Raw genomic sequence first — 16,414 nt, forward strand, 5'->3', positions numbered from 1 at the left:
GCTATCGTTCGGGATCCTACGGGCTCAGCCGATGTAATATAATCCTGAATGACGGCTTCCAATATTTTCTGTTTTCTTTCATCCAGTTCCATCGACTTCACCTCGTTTCGGTTGATTAGCACTCCGTTATTTTGAGTGCTAACAACTGTATAAAAGATAACATGTTTATTTTTCTTTGTCAATAGATTTTAAGCCAAAAACGGCAAATTTAGTCAAAAAGTCAAAAACATTTTTGTTTCTTAGTTTTAAAAAAGCAAAAGAGCAGATTCTCTCAAAGAATCCGCTCTTTTATTTTTCCCCTCAAGGTGAAATTATTTAGAAAGCATTGTGCGAATACACATAATAAAGTTCGCTCAATTCATCCATTTTTTTACTCATCAAGACCTGCAAATCCGAAGCCGTATCGTAGTCTTTTTCCGACAAGGCCCGTTTAATTTGTGTAAAGAGAGATAAATTTTTATCCGTATCTCTCCCCAGTTCGGTGCGCAAAGCATTAATTTGCTGCCAACGTTCTTCCTCCAAGGGATTCGTATCGCTATCTAAATGCAACGCTTTGGCATTAATTACCCTTTCCAGATTATCAGGTACAATACGATACTGAAGTTCAAGAGCCCAACGTTTCAAAGCGCCTTCTCGGAAGGAATCCATAACACGTCTTGCAAAGTTATCGCAAGCCAGGGTTTCCAGTTTATCAGGGTATACTTCCCATGACTTGAAATTTTCCCAAACCGTCGCCGGAGCCTTGCCGAACATGGAACTGCGTTCTTCTTCCGTAAAGGCTTCAAACACATCCACTTCCGAACGGTAAGCACGATCCGTAGCCAGGTAGTCCGTCTTATCTCCCACCTTCTTGGAAATTTCAGCTAATAATTCAGCCGGTGCTTTTTTATTCTTCAAAGCATATCGAATGCCGTCCAAGGCTGCCAAGTAGAAGAGAGCAATAGCAATATAAGTATTGGTAAACGGATTGGGAGCCCGCATTTCCACACGTGTCGCATTAGGACTTGCTACGTTACGAATCAAACCGGCCAAAACGGAACGATTACGTGTCGGCACGTCGGGGCTTTCACCGCCCAAAGAGGTTACAATGCAGACCGGTGCTTCAAATCCCGGTTTCAAACGATTCAACGAATCCGTCGTAGACGATACAAAAGGATTAATGACTTCATAATGTTTAAGAATCCCCATTAAGGCCCCGTACCCTACAGATGAAAGGAATTCTTTCATCATGTCATCCGGATTGAACAGGTTAACGTACTTACCGTTTTTCATAATGGCGCCTATACCGATATGGGTATGTTCACCGCTACCGGCAACCCCCGATATCGGTTTGGCCTTGAAGGTGACTTCCAAGCCGTTTTCACGAAAGGCTTCGCGAATAATAATACGGGCCTGAATTTCGTTATCTGCTGTCTGAACAGGATCGGACGAGAACTTCCAGTCTACTTCCAGCTGTTCAAGGACGAAGATAAGTTTACCCGAATCATCAATATGAGCCTTAATACCGCCTACTTCCTTGTGCCCCATTTCCGGCTCAAGGCCGTATTTTTCAAGGCGTTCAACTGCCTGTTCCAAGGCCGTGCGTACAACACCGTGTGTCCGTTGCCAATATTGCTCCTGCAATTTTTGCGATGTGGACAAAAGGCGAGAAGCCACGTCCTGACTGGGCGACTTAACCCAAAACTCCAATTCCGTAGCTGTCGTAAGTACCAGTTTCTCTATATCATTTACATTGATATTCAACCCGGGAACACCGTATTCCTTAACCAGTTTGAGAACTTCATCGCCTACATAGTCGGTCGTATTGCGCAAAATAGATCGGGAATCTATAAAACCCGTAGCATGTTCAAGGAAACTGGGTATACGCAAAGTCCCTACAGGCTTTCCCGTAACTTCATCTATATTTCCGTCGTTATAGTCAACAAACCAGTTAACGCCCGGATCCGCCTTAATATCTACACGAGCATTGTCTAAGGTGGCAATACCCGGCAGGACTACGGAAGAACCATCCGTCTGGAAGGCCGAGCCGTCAAAGAAACTTTCATAGTCGTCAAAGAAGACGGAGATAGGGATCTTTTCATCCGTATCATTGCCCGCCAAATCGACACCTACCAAAGATACGAATTTAATTTCCGGATGTTGTTCCAAAAGCGCCAGAATGCCTTCTTTTCCGTACTGCCCGGCAGGGATTACATAAAGCAAGTTTTCCGTATTCATACTGTTCCTCCTTAGAACTAAAAAACTCCGCACCTCTACCGGTGCGGAGTCTCCTTTGACTCGGTCATATTCTTTTGTCCGAATTACAGTTACATTATATGAGTAACCGTCTCGTCTGTCAACTCGACGATATAAAATCTATCTGCTTTGCAGAGTTTTCTTTACCGCATCGGAAATGACCTTTCCGTCAGCCTTGCCTTGAAGCTGCGGCATAACCGCCTTCATGACATCACCCATTTTTAAAGCACCTTCGCCCATACCGGCCACTATGTCGGAAACAATTTTAAACACTTCTTCCGACGACATCTGAGCAGGCATGTACTTTTCGAGAACTGCAATTTCCGCACGCACTTGTGCGGCTAAATCTTCCCGACCGCCTTTGACAAAGTCTTCCAGCGATTCTTTGCGTTGCTTCATTTCTTTGGCGATGACCTTGCTTACACCGGCGTCATCGAGCTCGCACTTTCCGTCGATTTCCACGTTCTTGATGGAAGAACGTACTGAGCGAATAACGGCAAGTTCAATCTTGCCCGCTTCTTTTTTCTTCATCGCCGACTTCATGTCCTGCGATAATTCTTCCTTTAAAGACACTGTATCAACCTTCTCGGATTATGCTTTAAATTTACGTTTACGTGCCGCTTCGGACTTTTTCTTTCTCCGTACGCTGGGCTTTTCATAATGTTCGCGTTTACGGACTTCGGAAAGAACACCTGCCTTTTGGCAAGAGCGCTTGAAACGACGCAATGCGCTGTCCAAAGTTTCATTTTTACCAACTCTGATTTCTGCCATTCTGTATCCCTCCCTCCAAAATTATCGTTAGGGAGTGCTGTTTTGCACACATGAAAATTATACTTAAAAAGCGTCGTTTTGTCAATTACATGCCCTTTTATCCTATGTAAAAACATTCTCTCGTGTTTTATCTCAAAAAGCGGCTGAACACATAGTTTCCATAAAGAAGCCCCTGGCTTGTAAGGCAATATCCCCACTCGGTCTTTTCCAGGAAACCTCGTAGTACCAAATCCTCTATTACCGTGCCGAAAGCATCTGTCACCGTTCTCTTAAAGCACTGCTCAAACCGTTCATTATCAATTCCTTTCATGGTTCTCAGCCCTAAAAAACAAAAGTCTTCTTCTCCTCTTTCCTTGCCGATTAGTTCATGTTCTGCCAGGACCGATGTTTTTCCTGCATTTTTTATATATTCCGGTAAAGAACGTATATTTGAAAAACGATAGGTGCCGTCAAAGGAGTGGCTCGAAGCGCCGAACCCGATATACGGCTCATACTGCCAATACTTAAGATTATGCTTTGATTGAAAACTCTCCGCCGCATAGGCTGAAATTTCATAACGCTTCAAGCCGCCCTTCTCCAGAGTGTAGCATACCCTTTCTCCGGCTTCTGCCGTAACATGATCTTCCGGAAGGAGGATTTCCCCCTTCCGGACAAGACGCTTTAGCATCGTACCTTCTTCAACAATAAGACTGTATGCCGAAGCGTGTGTAACACCCAGTTCGATTAAGATACGGGCATCGGTCTCGGCGTCCTCGGGTGATTGTCCCGGCAGGCCGTAAATGAGGTCTGCCGATACATTCGTCACACCGCCTGTACGTACAGCTTCCAAGGCCGCAAAGGCTTCCGCCGACGTATGAACCCGCCTTAACAATTGCAACAATCGATCGTCAAAGGACTGGATTCCCATGCTGATTCTATTAACGCCAATTTTTATAAGATCGCGTATGTAATCGGACTTAATTCCGTCCGGATTTACTTCAAACGTAATTTCGCTATCTGCGTCTATCCGAAAGGTATCTGTCAGTGCCGACATTATTTTTTCGCCTTGCCGTGCCGTCAAAAGCGAGGGAGTACCGCCGCCGAAATAGACGGTATCCGCCGCCTCCCCAATGTATGAAGTTGCGCGTATTTCTCGACACAGGGCCTCTACATAGTCATCTAAATACGACGAAATGCCTCCGTACGACGGAAAGTCGCAATAGAGGCACTTACGTACGCAAAAAGGAATATGAACATACAGGCCCGTCATCAGTTATCATCCACCTGCAAGACAGCCATAAAGGCTTCTTGAGGTATTTCGACACTACCTACCTGCTTCATTCGCTTTTTACCTTCTTTCTGTTTTTCCAACAGCTTGCGCTTACGGGAAATATCCCCGCCGTAGCACTTAGCCAACACATCTTTTCTCAAAGCCGCCACGTTTTCACGGGCAATAATTTTATTACCTACAGCCGCCTGGATCGGTATTTGGAAAAGTTGACGGGGAATAAGACCGCGAAGTTTTTCCACCAAGCCTCTGCCGCGGCGAGCTGCAAAGTCTTTGTGGACAATGACACTCAAAGCATCGACGATTTCCCCGTTAATGAGGATATCCATCTTAACCATAGGCGAGGTGCGGTAACCGTCCAATTCGTAGTCCAGGGATGCATACCCTTTAGTAGACGACTTCAAGACATCAAAGTAGTCATAGAGTATTTCATTCAAAGGCAAATCATATACCAAGGACACCCGCGTATCGTCAAGGTAGTCCATAGTCACATACTGCCCACGCCGATTCTGTGAAATTTCCATGACTGTTCCCACCATATCCTTGGGAATAATAATCGTCGTTTTTACAAACGGTTCTTCTATATGTTCTATCTTAGTCGTATCCGGCAACAGGGAAGGGTTGTCGACAGCTACCATTTCTCCGTCTGTCTTATACACATGATAAATAACGGACGGAGCTGTCGTGATCAGGGATAATCCGTATTCTCTTTCCAGTCGTTCTTTAATAACATCCATGTGCAGCAGTCCCAAGAAACCGCAACGGAAGCCGAATCCCAAAGCCGTCGAAGTTTCAGGTTCATATAAGAGAGCCGCATCGTTCAAGTTAAGTTTTTCCAATGCATCTCGCAAATTATCGTATTCACTTGTATCTACGGGATAGAGACCGCAGTACACCATGGGTGTTGCCGGTCTGTAGCCGGGCAAAGCGTCGTATGCCGGATTATCAGCCTTGGTCACCGTATCTCCAACGCGACAATCGCGTACGTTTTTCATGGATGCGGCAAAGTAACCTACACTACCGCACTCCAGGCTTTTTACGGCATACATGCGCGGCAAAAAGACACCCGTCTCAATAACTTCAAATTCTTTTCCCGATGACATCATGCGTATTCTGTCGCCGGTCTTGACGGAACCTTCCATAATACGCACATTGGCAATAGCACCCTTATAGGGATCGAAATGCGAATCGAAAATCAGAGCCCGCAAGGGCTTGTCACTTTCATCCTTCGGCTCGGGTATCTTTTCCACAATGGCCTCCAACACCTTGTCGACGCCGAGTCCCGTCTTGGCACTGACCATGACGGCTTCGGACGTATCGAGGCCGATAATATCTTCAATTTCCTTGCACACCCGTTCAGGATCGGCACTGGGCAAATCGACCTTGTTTATAATCGGAATAATTTCCAAATCATGTTCTAATGCAAGGTATACATTAGCCAGAGTCTGAGCCTCTACCCCCTGCGTCGCGTCGACAATGAGCAATGCTCCTTCACAGGCCGCCAGACTGCGCGATACTTCATAATTAAAATCCACATGCCCCGGCGTATCGATAAGATTCAGCGTATATTGATGACCGTCCTTGGCATCATATAACAATCTGGCTGATTGGGCTTTTATAGTAATACCTCTTTCCCGTTCCAACTCCATTGTATCCAAAAGCTGCTCTTCCATCTCTCTTTGAGAGATGGTTCCGGTCATTTCCAACAGCCTGTCGGCCAAGGTGGATTTACCGTGATCTATATGAGCAATAATAGAAAAGTTACGTATATATTTAGTAGCCACTGTCCGTTCTCCTTCTTAAGTAATCGTACCGCCGCCGAGAACGCGGTCATCCTCGTATAGCACCAAGGCCTGTCCTGCCGTAGCCGCTCGCTGAGGTTTGTCAAAAACGACCTTCATTTCATTTCCTGCAGGATATACCGTACAGGGAGCCGCTTGAGCGGCATAGCGAATTTTCCCGTAGGCCTTGAAAGGCTCTTCCCGTACGGTCTCAGTCCAAGTCACATCATGAGCTTTAATTTCGGCGGAAAAAAGTTCTCGTTCCGAACCGACGCGGACTTCATTGTTTTTTTCATCCAACGACACTACATAATAAGGACCGCCCGGGCCGCCCAGGTTCAACCCTCGTCTCTGTCCGATCGTATAAGCCGCAATTCCCTTATGAGTACCTACTGTCCGCCCTTGTCCGTCAGTAAATCTACCGGTTTTAAAAATATAGGGAGCTTCTTTTTTCAAAAATCCCTTGTAATCATTATCGGGAATAAAACAAATATCCTGACTTTCCGGCTTATTAAACACCGGCAACCCCCACTCTTTTGCCAACTCTCTGGTCTTCGTTTTTTCCAAATCCGCCATGGGGAAAATAATATGTTTCAATAAATCCTGCGTCAGTTGGTACAACACATAGGACTGGTCTTTTCTTTCATCCTTACCGCGACGCAAAGTGTAAATCTTTCTTTCATTGTCATATACAATGCGGGCATAATGTCCTGTTGCCAACAAATCCGCTCCGAACTGTTGCGCCTGATCCCACAGCAGTCCGAATTTAATGAACCGATTGCAGGCAATACAAGGATTCGGAGTCTTGCCGTGTGCATATGAATCAATAAAGTAATCAATAACGTCATGACGAAAAACATCCCGAAAATCCAGGGTATAATGGCGTATACCTAAGACATCCGCCACAGCTTTGGCATCATTAACCGAATCGAGCGAACAACAGGCATGAATATTTCGTTCGACTTTACACGCAGGCTCTTCTTCCCAAAGTCTCAAAGTAATACCGATGACTTCATATCCCTGTTCTTTTAAAAGTCCCGCCGTAACGGAGCTGTCCACACCGCCGCTCATGGCAACGGCAATACATTCAGACATGATTATTCCTCTCCCGCTATGCGGCGAATAACTTCAACAGCCCGCCGCACTTCACTTTCCGTCGTATCTTTACCCAAAGATATTCGAACACTGCCCGTAAGCCATTGAGCCTCCGTCTGCATTGCCTCCAGAACATGAGACGGTTGAGCCGCACCGGATTCGCAGGCCGAACCGGCTGAAAGGGCAATTCCCTGCCTATCCGCACTGATTAAAACAATCGTTCGATCCTTTCGAGCTACGGAAAAATTAATAATATTGGGCAACGAGTCGTTCAAGATCCCGTTCAAATGATATAAATCAGGTCGCTGTCCCAACTGTTCGACTATATATCGTTTCAAACACGTTGCGTGTTTTATTCTTTCTTTACCTTCCAGTTGCAAGAGTTCACAGGCCTTACCGAAACCCACAAGAGCCGGTACATTTTCCGTTCCGGCCCGCAAATTACGTTCCTGGGGGCCGCCCATAAGGTCGGGAGCTAACTGAATCCCGTCGCGTATATACAAAGCACCGGCCCCTTTAGGACCATATATCTTATGACTCGCCACAGATAAAAGATCTATATGCAGCCGCTTTACATTCGTATCCGTCCAACCGAATCCCTGTACGGCATCAACGTGAAGTACGGCACCGTGTTCCTGTAAAAGTTCACCCACGGCCCGAATAGGCTGCAACGTTCCGGTCTCGTTATTAGCCGCCATAATCGATACAAGAACCGTATCGTCCTTTAATGCATTTTTAACGGATTCTATAGAAACGCGGCCTTCTTTATTAACAGGCAAAACGGTTACATCATATCCCTTGGTCCGTAAAAATTCGAAAGAACGCAAAACGGCAGCATGTTCTACGGCCGTTGTTATCAAATGCCCGCCTTCGGGACAGTTAGCTCGTAAGTACCCGAATAAGGCCAAATTATCAGCTTCAGTACCGCCGGCGGTAAATAAAATTTCTCGTCCTTCAGCCCCTATGGCTGCCGCTACACGGTCTCGCGCCGTTTGAACAGCGGCTCTTGCCTTTTGACCGAAGGCATGCAAACTCGAAGGATTTCCGAATTCAGTTGTCAAATAAGGCATCATAGCGTCCAACACCCGCTTGTCCAACGGTGTAGTCGCCGCATAATCCAAATAAATGCGTTCCATAGTTTTCCCTTCGCAAAGAAAGTCATTATTAATCATATCACATAGCCTGCGTATCTACCAGACATATAAGAGATAACGAAATGCCGACCTTTATATAAAAAGGTCGGCATACAATTAAAAAGCATCCCTATATATTTCTCGATAATCGGCTTCCGTAAGAGGTACAAAATTATGCGCCGTCAATCGCTTCTGCTCCGTTTCCACGGAATGAGCAAATGCCGGTAACATATCTTCCGTAACACCGTATTCTCTAAGTCTTTTCTTCGGCAAAATCACATCGATAAGACAAGCCAATTCAGTCAACACCTCTTTTTCGGAAACCCCTAAAATCCGTGCTGCAAAGGCCTTAAATACACTTAACTCACCGCCGTCTCGACGTTTTTCATAAGCCTTCAAAACATTCGTAAACACGGCATAATTGGATTCACCGTGAGCAACATGACAGGTAACGCCCAAGGGGTAACTCATGGCGTGTACGGCTGCACATCCTGACGTACCGAAAGCGATACCGGCATACAGGGCGGCTGTCAGTAAGTCTCCATATAGTGGTTCACGCGCATCCTTACCGTGTTCTCGAATATACATGTAGGCACAAAGAATCATTTCCATAGCCTTATAGCTGAAAAGCCTGGTCGTTTCCGTCGCAGCCGGCGACAAAGCTGATTCCACGGCATGGACTAAAGCATCGACGGAACTGGTTGCAAAAACCTTGAAGGGTAAGGCTTGTAAGAGTTCCGGTACGAGTACGGCCCTATCGGCATACAAGGCCTCGTGAGCCAAGCCTTTTTTCACCTGTCGCGTAACCAGCGATACGACCGCTACATTGGTCACTTCACTGCCCGTGCCGCACGTTGAAGGCACCAGAATGAGTTCGCTGCCCTTACAAGGCTGTACTGTCCCGTCAAAGAGATCCGTCAAGGGTACACATTCTTTCAAGGACAGAAATTTGGCCACATCCAAGATGGCTCCGCCTCCGACAGCTATAATCCGCTTCGGATGTTCCATCATGTCACGGCGAATCGCTTCCACTACCTCATCTGTCGGTTCCCCGTCATCATAATCATCCTTTAAGAGAACTTGACACGGTAAATCGAGATTCTCAAAATAAGAACCGTAGATATACCGGTTTGTCAATAATACGTCATCTTCCCTTACCTTCAAGTCAGCCGCCATGGCACAACATGTGTCATATCGATAAACGGCGGTGTGCAATCCCAGTTCCAGCATAATAAGGCCTCCTTGATTCGTTTATCATTATGTACAACAACAACGGAATGCAGGTCTTATGAACGTTGTATCCGCTCTCCCGTATTCGTATGAATATCCCAAACTTGACGGTCCGTTTCAACACGCACCGTTCCTTCGGGCAAACTGTTATCTTCCTGCCAGGCTGCTACGATTTTAAACGTTGCGGGTAGTTTCATATTCTCATTCTTATATCCCCGCGTACGCGACGTATCGCGACGATTATACCGTATAGTCACACGTCCCGTATGTCCCAAATCTTCCAACAAGAAGCGAATTTGTCGTCCGTAACGAAGCGAATCGACCATATCCCCCATAGCCGGAGCATAGGCACCCGCAAGGACTTGAAGCCCGTCATCTAAATCGACTGTAGACTGCAACCCCGTACGAATACAAGGTATATGATGCCGCAAAAACAGCTCTTTCATATACGCAGACCGGCGTACGGCCTCGTCTATCGTTAAGGGCTTATAATGACCTCTTCGATACATATCTTCCAGCTCCGTATTGGCAATGACGACAACCGGATATATTCGTGTAAAATCGGGTTTTAAGTTACAAACGGCTTCCGTTGTAGCCGTTAAGCTTGTCCAATCCTCTCCGGGGAGTCCGGGCATGAGCTGTAAGCCTATTGTAAAGCCGTTCTTTTTCAAGAGAGAGACGGCTCGATAAACATCCTCACTCGTGTGACCTCGCTTCGCTGCCTGTAATACACGGTCATCCATAGACTGCACGCCCAATTCGACGGTCCTCACTCCGTATCTCTTCAAACGGTTTAAGACCTCGTCATCTATACAATCGGGCCGAGTCGAACAACGAATGGCTGACACAAGTCCATTTTGCAAAGCTTCATAAGCCGGCTGCAATAATTCTTCTTGAAGAGTTGACGATACGGCTGTAAAAGAACCTCCATAAAAAGCAACTTCATAAGCAGCGCCCTTTTTACGTGTATAAGTAGCTATTTTTTGTGCCGTATCGGCCCCTGTAGGTACCTCGGCCTGCCCCGTTACCGTATGTTGATCACAAAAAACACAGCGATGAGGGCAGCCTAAGTGAGGAATAAAAACGGGGATAATCGATATTTTCATATTTTCTCCGTAAAAAAGGCCGATGCCACAGCATCGGCCCTTCACATATCTTAGCTTAGAAGGATAAGGCGTTCATTTTTTCCAATGCCGCATAAGCAGCATGTTGTTCGGCCGACTTTTTCGTTTTTCCCGAACCCATACCCATAGTCGTTCCGTTTACGATAACTTCCATAAAGAAAGTCTTATTATGATCGGGACCCTCTTCATGACACAAGTGATACTTAATATCCTGTGCGCCGTCACGCTGAAGCAATTCTTGAAAATACGTTTTATAATCCTTACCGTATATTCCTTTTTCAACCAACTGCAAGTATCGTTCCAACTGAGTCAAAATAAAGTCGCGAGCCGCTGAATAAGAACAGTCCATATAGATCGCGCCGACAACAGCTTCAAAGGCGTCTGCCATAATACTGTTACGCGTACGCCCGCCGGTCAGGGCTTCACCCTTGCCCAGTCTCAGGTAGTCCCCCATATGAAATCCTGCACATACACAGGCAAGGGGCTCTTCACTGACAATACTGGCTCTGGCCTTCGTCAGATTGCCTTCAGGCATGTCGGGATACCGACGGTATAAGTATTCGCCTACAACCATATCCAGTACAGCGTCACCGAGAAACTCGAGTCTTTCATTATGCATACTGTGATGAGTCTTATCTTCATTCGTATAAGACGAATGGGTTAATGCCTGGTCGAGCAGGTGCCAATCCGTAAACGGCCCGATATTAAGGCGTTCCGTAAAATTTCGCAACTGCTCTCTTCTGGCTTTATTCATGTGTAAACACTTCTTTTACGCCTCTATGTATTTTTTTAACAACAACGTTGCGTTGTGCCCGCCGAATCCGAAGGAATTGGATATAGCCACATTCACGTCTGCATCGACTGCTTTCCCGGGTACATAATTAAGTCCCAAAGCCTTTAATTCATCATCCGGTTCCACTAAATTAATCGTAGGATGTACTTTTTTATTTTCAATCGTCAACGCACAGGCTATGGCTTCCACAGCTCCGCCGGCACCGAGAAGATGTCCCGTCATGGACTTAGTCGAGCTGATAAGCAACTTTTTAGCATGGTCGCCGAAGAGGCGCGCCACAGCCAACGATTCGTTCAGATCGTTTAAGTGAGTAGATGTACCGTGTGCATTAACATAGTCCACGTCCTCTGCGGAAAGGCCCGCATCATCAATAGCCAGCTTCATACACTTGGATTGCTGTAAGCCTTCAGGCGCCGGCGCCGTAATGTGATATGCATCGGCATTGCTACCGTAACCGGCAACTTCACAATAAATGTGAGCACCTCTTTTTTTAGCATGTTCCAATTCTTCCAGAACGACAACGCCTGCCCCTTCACCCATAACAAAACCGTCACGATCTTTATCGAACGGTCGCGATGCGTGTACGGGGTCATCATTTCTCGTAGACAATGCTTTCATGGCTCCGAATCCGGCTACAGCCCCGGGAGACACTGCCGCTTCCGTACCGCCCGCTACGGCTGCATCCAGTTCACCGCGTTGAATCATGCGGAATGCATCGCCGATAGAGTTCGTTCCGGTAGCGCAAGCCGTAACGACACTGGCACAGTGGCCTTGTAAGCCGAAGGTAATCGAAACTTGTCCCGATGCCATGTTGGCAATCATCTTGGGGACGACGAAAGGATTGACACGAGACGGGCCTTTTTCAAAAAGTCCCTTATACAAGTTATGCAATGTTTCCATACCGCCGATACCCGTACCGATAATCGTTCCTATACGGTCGCGATTTTCAGCATCTAAATTCATGCCCGAGTCATCAAGAGCCAATTTCGTAGCCGCCACGGCATATTGAGTGGACGGATCCATATGCCGAGCTTCCTTGCGGTCAATGCCGTATTGAGTAACGTCAAAGTCCTTTACTTCCCCGGCAATACGGGTCGTATACTCGGTTGCATCAAAGTGCGTAATCGGACCGATACCGCTCTTCCCGGACACTAATGACTCCCAGAAAACGTCTTTACCGTTACCGACAGGTGAGATTACGCCCAAACCGGTAATTACTACTCGTTTTTCCAAAGTATTCACCTCATCATTTTGAAAATCAGTCGTGACTTATTCGGGAATCGCTTCCGTCTCACGCTTAAGATACGCAAAAATTTCCTTAACACTCAAGATTTCATGAATCTCCTGCATGCGCCGACCCGAGAAAACAAGACCCGTTTCGACATCGCCTTGCTGTGCTCGTGTCAAAGCTCGAATGATACAGTACTTATGACTGCACTTTTTCAGACACGTATCACAGACTTCCGGTTTAGGTGCATGATCCGCCAAAATCCGTTCGGAAAAAGGGGTCCTGATAGCCTGTCCGGGCAATCCTACGGGACTATGCACAAGAACAAAATCCTCAGGGTTATTGGCTCGCAAGTAGACTTTCTTCAATTCATCCGAGCTGTTTGCCTCTTCACTGGCTGCGAAACGACTGCCCATTTGGACGCCGTTAGCACCAAGGCGCAACATTTCAACAATGTCTTCACCGTGCAATACACCGCCTGCACCGATGACGGGCAAGTCGACAGCCGCTCTGACTTCAGGAACGATTTCCCTACTGGAACGACTCGTGCCCAAATGGCCACCCGCTTCGGCACCTTCTACGACAATAGCCGCAGCGCCGAGGGATTGTGATATTTTAGCTAATTTTGCAGATGAAACTATGGGTACAATAGGGGTACCCGAATCTTTTCCCAATGCAAACATATCTCGGGAAAAGCCCGCTCCTGCAACAATCAGATCGATTCCTTCTTCAATAGCAGTGGTTACAATGCCGTGAAATTCACGAGCCGCAACCATTACATTAATTCCTATTATTCCGCCGGGAGATAATCTTCTCGCCAAACGGATTTCAGATCGTAATTCTTCAAAGGGCATTCCCGATGCCGCTATCAATCCGATACCGCCTTCGTTGGCAACAGCTGAGGCCAACTTGGCCGTCGATAAACGAATTGCCATGCCGCCTTGTACAATAGGCACTTTCGCAATGAGCTTACCAATTTTTAATTCAGGCAGCTTCACTCTGTTTTCCTCCAATCAAGATCCCGTCAGGGGAAGTGCTCACCGGCCCTTCCCCGGCGGCGGGTCTTATTGCATACTTACGCTTTCTTTTCCTTTTCGATATAATCAACCGTATCTTGAACGGTTTTGATTTTTTCTGCAACATCGTCAGGGATTTCAATATTGAATTCTTCTTCGAAAGCCATGATCAATTCTACGATGTCCAAGGAGTCAGCGCCTAAATCGTCGATATATGCAGCTTCCAACTTGACTTCTTTTTCATCAACGCCGAGCTGTTCTACAACGATACCTTTAACTTTCTCAAAAGTCGCTTGTTCGCTCATCTTACTTCACCCCCTTTCGATGTGGTATAGACTAAGCCTAGTCTATGTTATTACATTACCATGCCGCCGTCAACATTCAGAGTCTGACCGGTAATATAACCTGCCTTTTGTGATGCCAGGAAGACGACTGCTTGAGCCACTTCTTCCGGTGCAGCCGTGCGCCCCAGCGGAATGGATTTTATCATTTCTTCTTTTACCGCATCGGATAAAACGGCCGTCATATCCGTGTCGATACAACCGGGAGCTACGGCGTTTACGCGAATATTTCGCGATGCCAATTCTTTAGCTACCGACTTTGTAAAACCGATAACGCCGGCCTTTGCCGCCGCATAGTTGGCCTGTCCCGCATTGCCCGTTTCACCGACAACGGAGGTCATGTTAATGACCGATCCGCTACGTTGTTTCATCATAATCTTCGTAACGGCCTTCGTACAATTATATACGCCGGTCAAATTCGTGTTCAAAACGGCATCCCAATCTTCCCGCTTCATGCGCATAAGCAATCCGTCGCGCGTAATGCCGGCATTATTAACAAAAACATCGATTGTACCGAGCTTTTCGTGTACAGTCTTAACCATATCCGCTACGGCAGCTTCATCAGCTACATCGCACTGTACGGTAAAAGCCTTACCGCCCGCTTCTTCAATGGTACGGACCGTGTCTTCCGCTGCTTTTGTATTGCCGGCATAAATAACGGCTACCGTCGCACCTTCAGCCGCCAAGGCTTCGGCTACGGCTCTGCCGATACCGCGGGAGCCGCCGGTAACGACGGCGCCTTTATTTTCTAAAAGCATCCTAGTTTCCTCCTGCCAAAAATTCGACCGTCTTTTTCAACGACGGTATATCTTCCGTATTTTCACTGTGAATGGTCTTATCAATTTTACGATTAAAACCGCACAAGGTTTTTCCCGGTCCCACTTCTACAAAGGTATCGGCACCGAAAGTCTGCATGGTTTGCACACATTTAACCCAGAGTACGGGGCTGGCGGCCTGTTTAACCAAAGAGGCCTTAATATCCGCCGCCGTTCGTTCTATTTCACCGTTCACATTGGCTACAACGGGAATGACTGCGTCGCGAATCGTAATCGTATCCAGAACTTCCGCCAACCGTTCTGCAGCCGGTTGCATCAATGTGCTGTGGAACGGAGCACTGACGTTCAGCATGACGGCTCTCTTCGCACCTGCCTCTTTCATAGATTCTACGGCCTGTTCAACGGCCTTCGTCGCTCCGGCAATAACAATCTGACCGGGGCAATTAAAGTTTACGGCTTCTACCGTCGCCCCTTGTGTCGAAATCTGAGTGCAGATAGACTTTATTTTCTCTTCATCCAAGCCCAGAATGGCCGCCATAGCGCCTTCTCCCAAAGGAACGGCTTCTTGCATAAACTGTCCGCGTAAACGAACAGTCCTTACGGCATCGGCAAAATCCAAAGAGCCGGCCGCTACCAGAGCCGAGTATTCACCTAAACTGTGTCCGGCTACAATGTCGGGCTGAAAACCTTCTTCTTTAAGCACGAGATTACACGCCGTGCTGGCCGTTAAAATGGCCGGTTGTGTATTGTACGTGAGCATCAATTCTTCATCGGGACCTTCAAAGCAAAGCTTTGTCAATGAAAAACCCAATGCGTCATCGCTTTCTTCGAAAAGTTGTCGTACAGATGCATACGAGTCGTACAAGTCTTTGACCATCCCTACTTTTTGTGCCCCCTGTCCGGGGAAAACAAATGCTTTTTTCATGAGCTCACTCCTTTATTAATACCATTTCATGACCATTCCTGCCCAAGTCAGTCCGGCTCCGAATCCGGTAAGAACTACAATGTCTCCGCGCTTAATACGGCCTTCTCTATGGGCTTCATCCAAAGCTATGGGGATGGAAGCTCCCGATGTATTGGCGTACTTATCAATATTGACAAACACCTTTTCCATCGGTAAATCCAATCGCTTAGCTGCCGATTGGATAATCCGAATATTCGCCTGATGAGGTACGAGAATGTCAATCTCACTCTTATCGATACCGGCTCTCTCCAAGGCTTTTTCCGCCGTCTGTCCCATGACCTTAACAGCAAATTTATATACTTCCTTGCCGTCCATATGCACATACGTAAGACCTTTTTCACGTGCCTCATCGGTCGGCAATATAGCCGTGCCGCTGGCCGGAATGTTGAGATACTTACCGCCGTTTCCGTCGGCTCCCATATCCATGCCGAGAATACCGTATCCTTCCGGTACGGGGCCCAAGACGGCCGCACCGGCACCGTCACCGAAGAGAACACAGGTATTGCGGTCTTTAAAGTTTAACACGCGGCTGAGAATCTCCGCTCCGATAACAAGAACTCGTTTATACATCCCCGTTTCAATATATTGTGTCGCCGTAATCACTCCGTAAGCAAAACCGGAGCAAGCGGCGTATAAATCGAAAACGGCTGCATTCTTAGC

16 protein-coding genes and 1 pseudogene are annotated in these 16,414 nt (G+C 46.9%); all 17 read right to left on the reverse strand.

What is annotated here, in order from left to right; all coding sequences use genetic code 11:
- Window positions 1-122: pseudogene (locus PGX78_RS02225) on the reverse strand (heat-inducible transcriptional repressor HrcA); the annotation flags it as partial.
- A 193-nt stretch (window positions 123-315) separates the two neighbouring features.
- Window positions 316-2,217, reverse strand: a complete 1,902-nt coding sequence (locus PGX78_RS02230) for a glutamine synthetase (RefSeq protein ID WP_270445212.1) — start codon at window positions 2,215-2,217, stop codon at window positions 316-318.
- 138 nt (window positions 2,218-2,355) lie between these two features.
- The gene (locus PGX78_RS02235; protein ID WP_006941592.1) at window positions 2,356-2,808 is read right to left on the reverse strand and encodes a GatB/YqeY domain-containing protein; all 453 of its coding nucleotides are present in this window, start codon (window positions 2,806-2,808) and stop codon (window positions 2,356-2,358) included.
- A gap of 18 nt (window positions 2,809-2,826) precedes the next feature.
- A complete protein-coding gene (gene rpsU, locus PGX78_RS02240) occupies window positions 2,827-3,006 on the reverse strand; it encodes a 30S ribosomal protein S21 (protein WP_006789398.1) in 180 nt (59 codons plus the stop codon).
- 127 nt (window positions 3,007-3,133) lie between these two features.
- A complete protein-coding gene (gene hemW / locus PGX78_RS02245) occupies window positions 3,134-4,255 on the reverse strand; it encodes a radical SAM family heme chaperone HemW (RefSeq protein ID WP_270445213.1) in 1,122 nt (373 codons plus the stop codon).
- Window positions 4,255-6,057, reverse strand: a complete 1,803-nt coding sequence (gene lepA, locus PGX78_RS02250) for a translation elongation factor 4 (protein ID WP_270445214.1) — start codon at window positions 6,055-6,057, stop codon at window positions 4,255-4,257. The genes hemW and lepA overlap by 1 nt, the downstream gene beginning before the upstream one ends.
- 15 nt (window positions 6,058-6,072) lie before the next feature.
- Window positions 6,073-7,149, reverse strand: a complete 1,077-nt coding sequence (gene mnmA / locus PGX78_RS02255; RefSeq protein WP_270445215.1) for a tRNA 2-thiouridine(34) synthase MnmA — start codon at window positions 7,147-7,149, stop codon at window positions 6,073-6,075.
- Window positions 7,150-7,151: 2 nt separating this feature from the next.
- A complete protein-coding gene (locus PGX78_RS02260; RefSeq protein ID WP_270445216.1) occupies window positions 7,152-8,321 on the reverse strand; it encodes a cysteine desulfurase family protein in 1,170 nt (389 codons plus the stop codon).
- A gap of 78 nt (window positions 8,322-8,399) precedes the next feature.
- Window positions 8,400-9,512 (reverse strand): 4-hydroxybutyrate dehydrogenase, encoded by a 1,113-nt coding sequence (locus PGX78_RS02265; RefSeq protein ID WP_270445217.1) that lies wholly within the window; start codon window positions 9,510-9,512, stop codon window positions 8,400-8,402.
- 56 nt (window positions 9,513-9,568) lie between these two features.
- Window positions 9,569-10,618 (reverse strand): elongator complex protein 3, encoded by a 1,050-nt coding sequence (locus PGX78_RS02270; RefSeq protein WP_270445218.1) that lies wholly within the window; start codon window positions 10,616-10,618, stop codon window positions 9,569-9,571.
- A gap of 55 nt (window positions 10,619-10,673) precedes the next feature.
- Window positions 10,674-11,390: a ribonuclease III gene (gene rnc / locus PGX78_RS02275; RefSeq protein ID WP_270445219.1), complete on the reverse strand. Its 717-nt coding sequence runs from the start codon at window positions 11,388-11,390 to the stop codon at window positions 10,674-10,676.
- Between the two features lie 15 nt (window positions 11,391-11,405).
- Window positions 11,406-12,662, reverse strand: coding sequence for a beta-ketoacyl-ACP synthase II (fabF, locus tag PGX78_RS02280; RefSeq protein WP_270445220.1), 1,257 nt, complete (start codon window positions 12,660-12,662; stop codon window positions 11,406-11,408).
- Window positions 12,663-12,698: 36 nt separating this feature from the next.
- Window positions 12,699-13,655, reverse strand: coding sequence for an NAD(P)H-dependent flavin oxidoreductase (locus tag PGX78_RS02285; protein WP_270445221.1), 957 nt, complete (start codon window positions 13,653-13,655; stop codon window positions 12,699-12,701).
- Between the two features lie 77 nt (window positions 13,656-13,732).
- Entirely contained in the window at window positions 13,733-13,978 is a 246-nt protein-coding gene (locus PGX78_RS02290) for an acyl carrier protein (protein WP_006940935.1), read from the reverse strand.
- 50 nt (window positions 13,979-14,028) lie between these two features.
- Window positions 14,029-14,772, reverse strand: a complete 744-nt coding sequence (gene fabG / locus PGX78_RS02295) for a 3-oxoacyl-[acyl-carrier-protein] reductase (protein ID WP_270445222.1) — start codon at window positions 14,770-14,772, stop codon at window positions 14,029-14,031.
- A 1-nt stretch (window position 14,773) separates the two neighbouring features.
- Entirely contained in the window at window positions 14,774-15,715 is a 942-nt protein-coding gene (gene fabD, locus PGX78_RS02300; protein ID WP_270445223.1) for an ACP S-malonyltransferase, read from the reverse strand.
- Between the two features lie 15 nt (window positions 15,716-15,730).
- A partial coding sequence (locus PGX78_RS02305; RefSeq protein WP_270445224.1) for a beta-ketoacyl-ACP synthase 3 occupies window positions 15,731-16,414 on the reverse strand: 684 nt, incomplete at its 5' end.

It is taken from the genome of Megasphaera sp. AF13-6AC (assembly GCF_027685385.1).
GTDB classification, from domain to species: domain Bacteria; phylum Bacillota; class Negativicutes; order Veillonellales; family Megasphaeraceae; genus Megasphaera; species Megasphaera micronuciformis.

What these genes read in the sequence shown, in the direction of transcription:
- PGX78_RS02230 (WP_270445212.1), bottom strand. Translation starts at nt 2,217, where the DNA reads ATGAATACGGAAAACTTGCTTTATGTAATCCCTGCCGGGCAGTACGGA.
- rpsU (WP_006789398.1), bottom strand. Translation starts at nt 3,006, where the DNA reads ATGGCAGAAATCAGAGTTGGTAAAAATGAAACTTTGGACAGCGCATTG.
- hemW (WP_270445213.1), bottom strand. Translation starts at nt 4,255, where the DNA reads ATGACGGGCCTGTATGTTCATATTCCTTTTTGCGTACGTAAGTGCCTC.
- mnmA (WP_270445215.1), bottom strand. Translation starts at nt 7,149, where the DNA reads ATGTCTGAATGTATTGCCGTTGCCATGAGCGGCGGTGTGGACAGCTCC.
- PGX78_RS02260 (WP_270445216.1), bottom strand. Translation starts at nt 8,321, where the DNA reads ATGATTAATAATGACTTTCTTTGCGAAGGGAAAACTATGGAACGCATT.
- PGX78_RS02265 (WP_270445217.1), bottom strand. Translation starts at nt 9,512, where the DNA reads ATGCTGGAACTGGGATTGCACACCGCCGTTTATCGATATGACACATGT.
- PGX78_RS02270 (WP_270445218.1), bottom strand. Translation starts at nt 10,618, where the DNA reads ATGAAAATATCGATTATCCCCGTTTTTATTCCTCACTTAGGCTGCCCT.
- rnc (WP_270445219.1), bottom strand. Translation starts at nt 11,390, where the DNA reads ATGAATAAAGCCAGAAGAGAGCAGTTGCGAAATTTTACGGAACGCCTT.
- PGX78_RS02290 (WP_006940935.1), bottom strand. Translation starts at nt 13,978, where the DNA reads ATGAGCGAACAAGCGACTTTTGAGAAAGTTAAAGGTATCGTTGTAGAA.
- fabG (WP_270445222.1), bottom strand. Translation starts at nt 14,772, where the DNA reads ATGCTTTTAGAAAATAAAGGCGCCGTCGTTACCGGCGGCTCCCGCGGT.
- fabD (WP_270445223.1), bottom strand. Translation starts at nt 15,715, where the DNA reads ATGAAAAAAGCATTTGTTTTCCCCGGACAGGGGGCACAAAAAGTAGGG.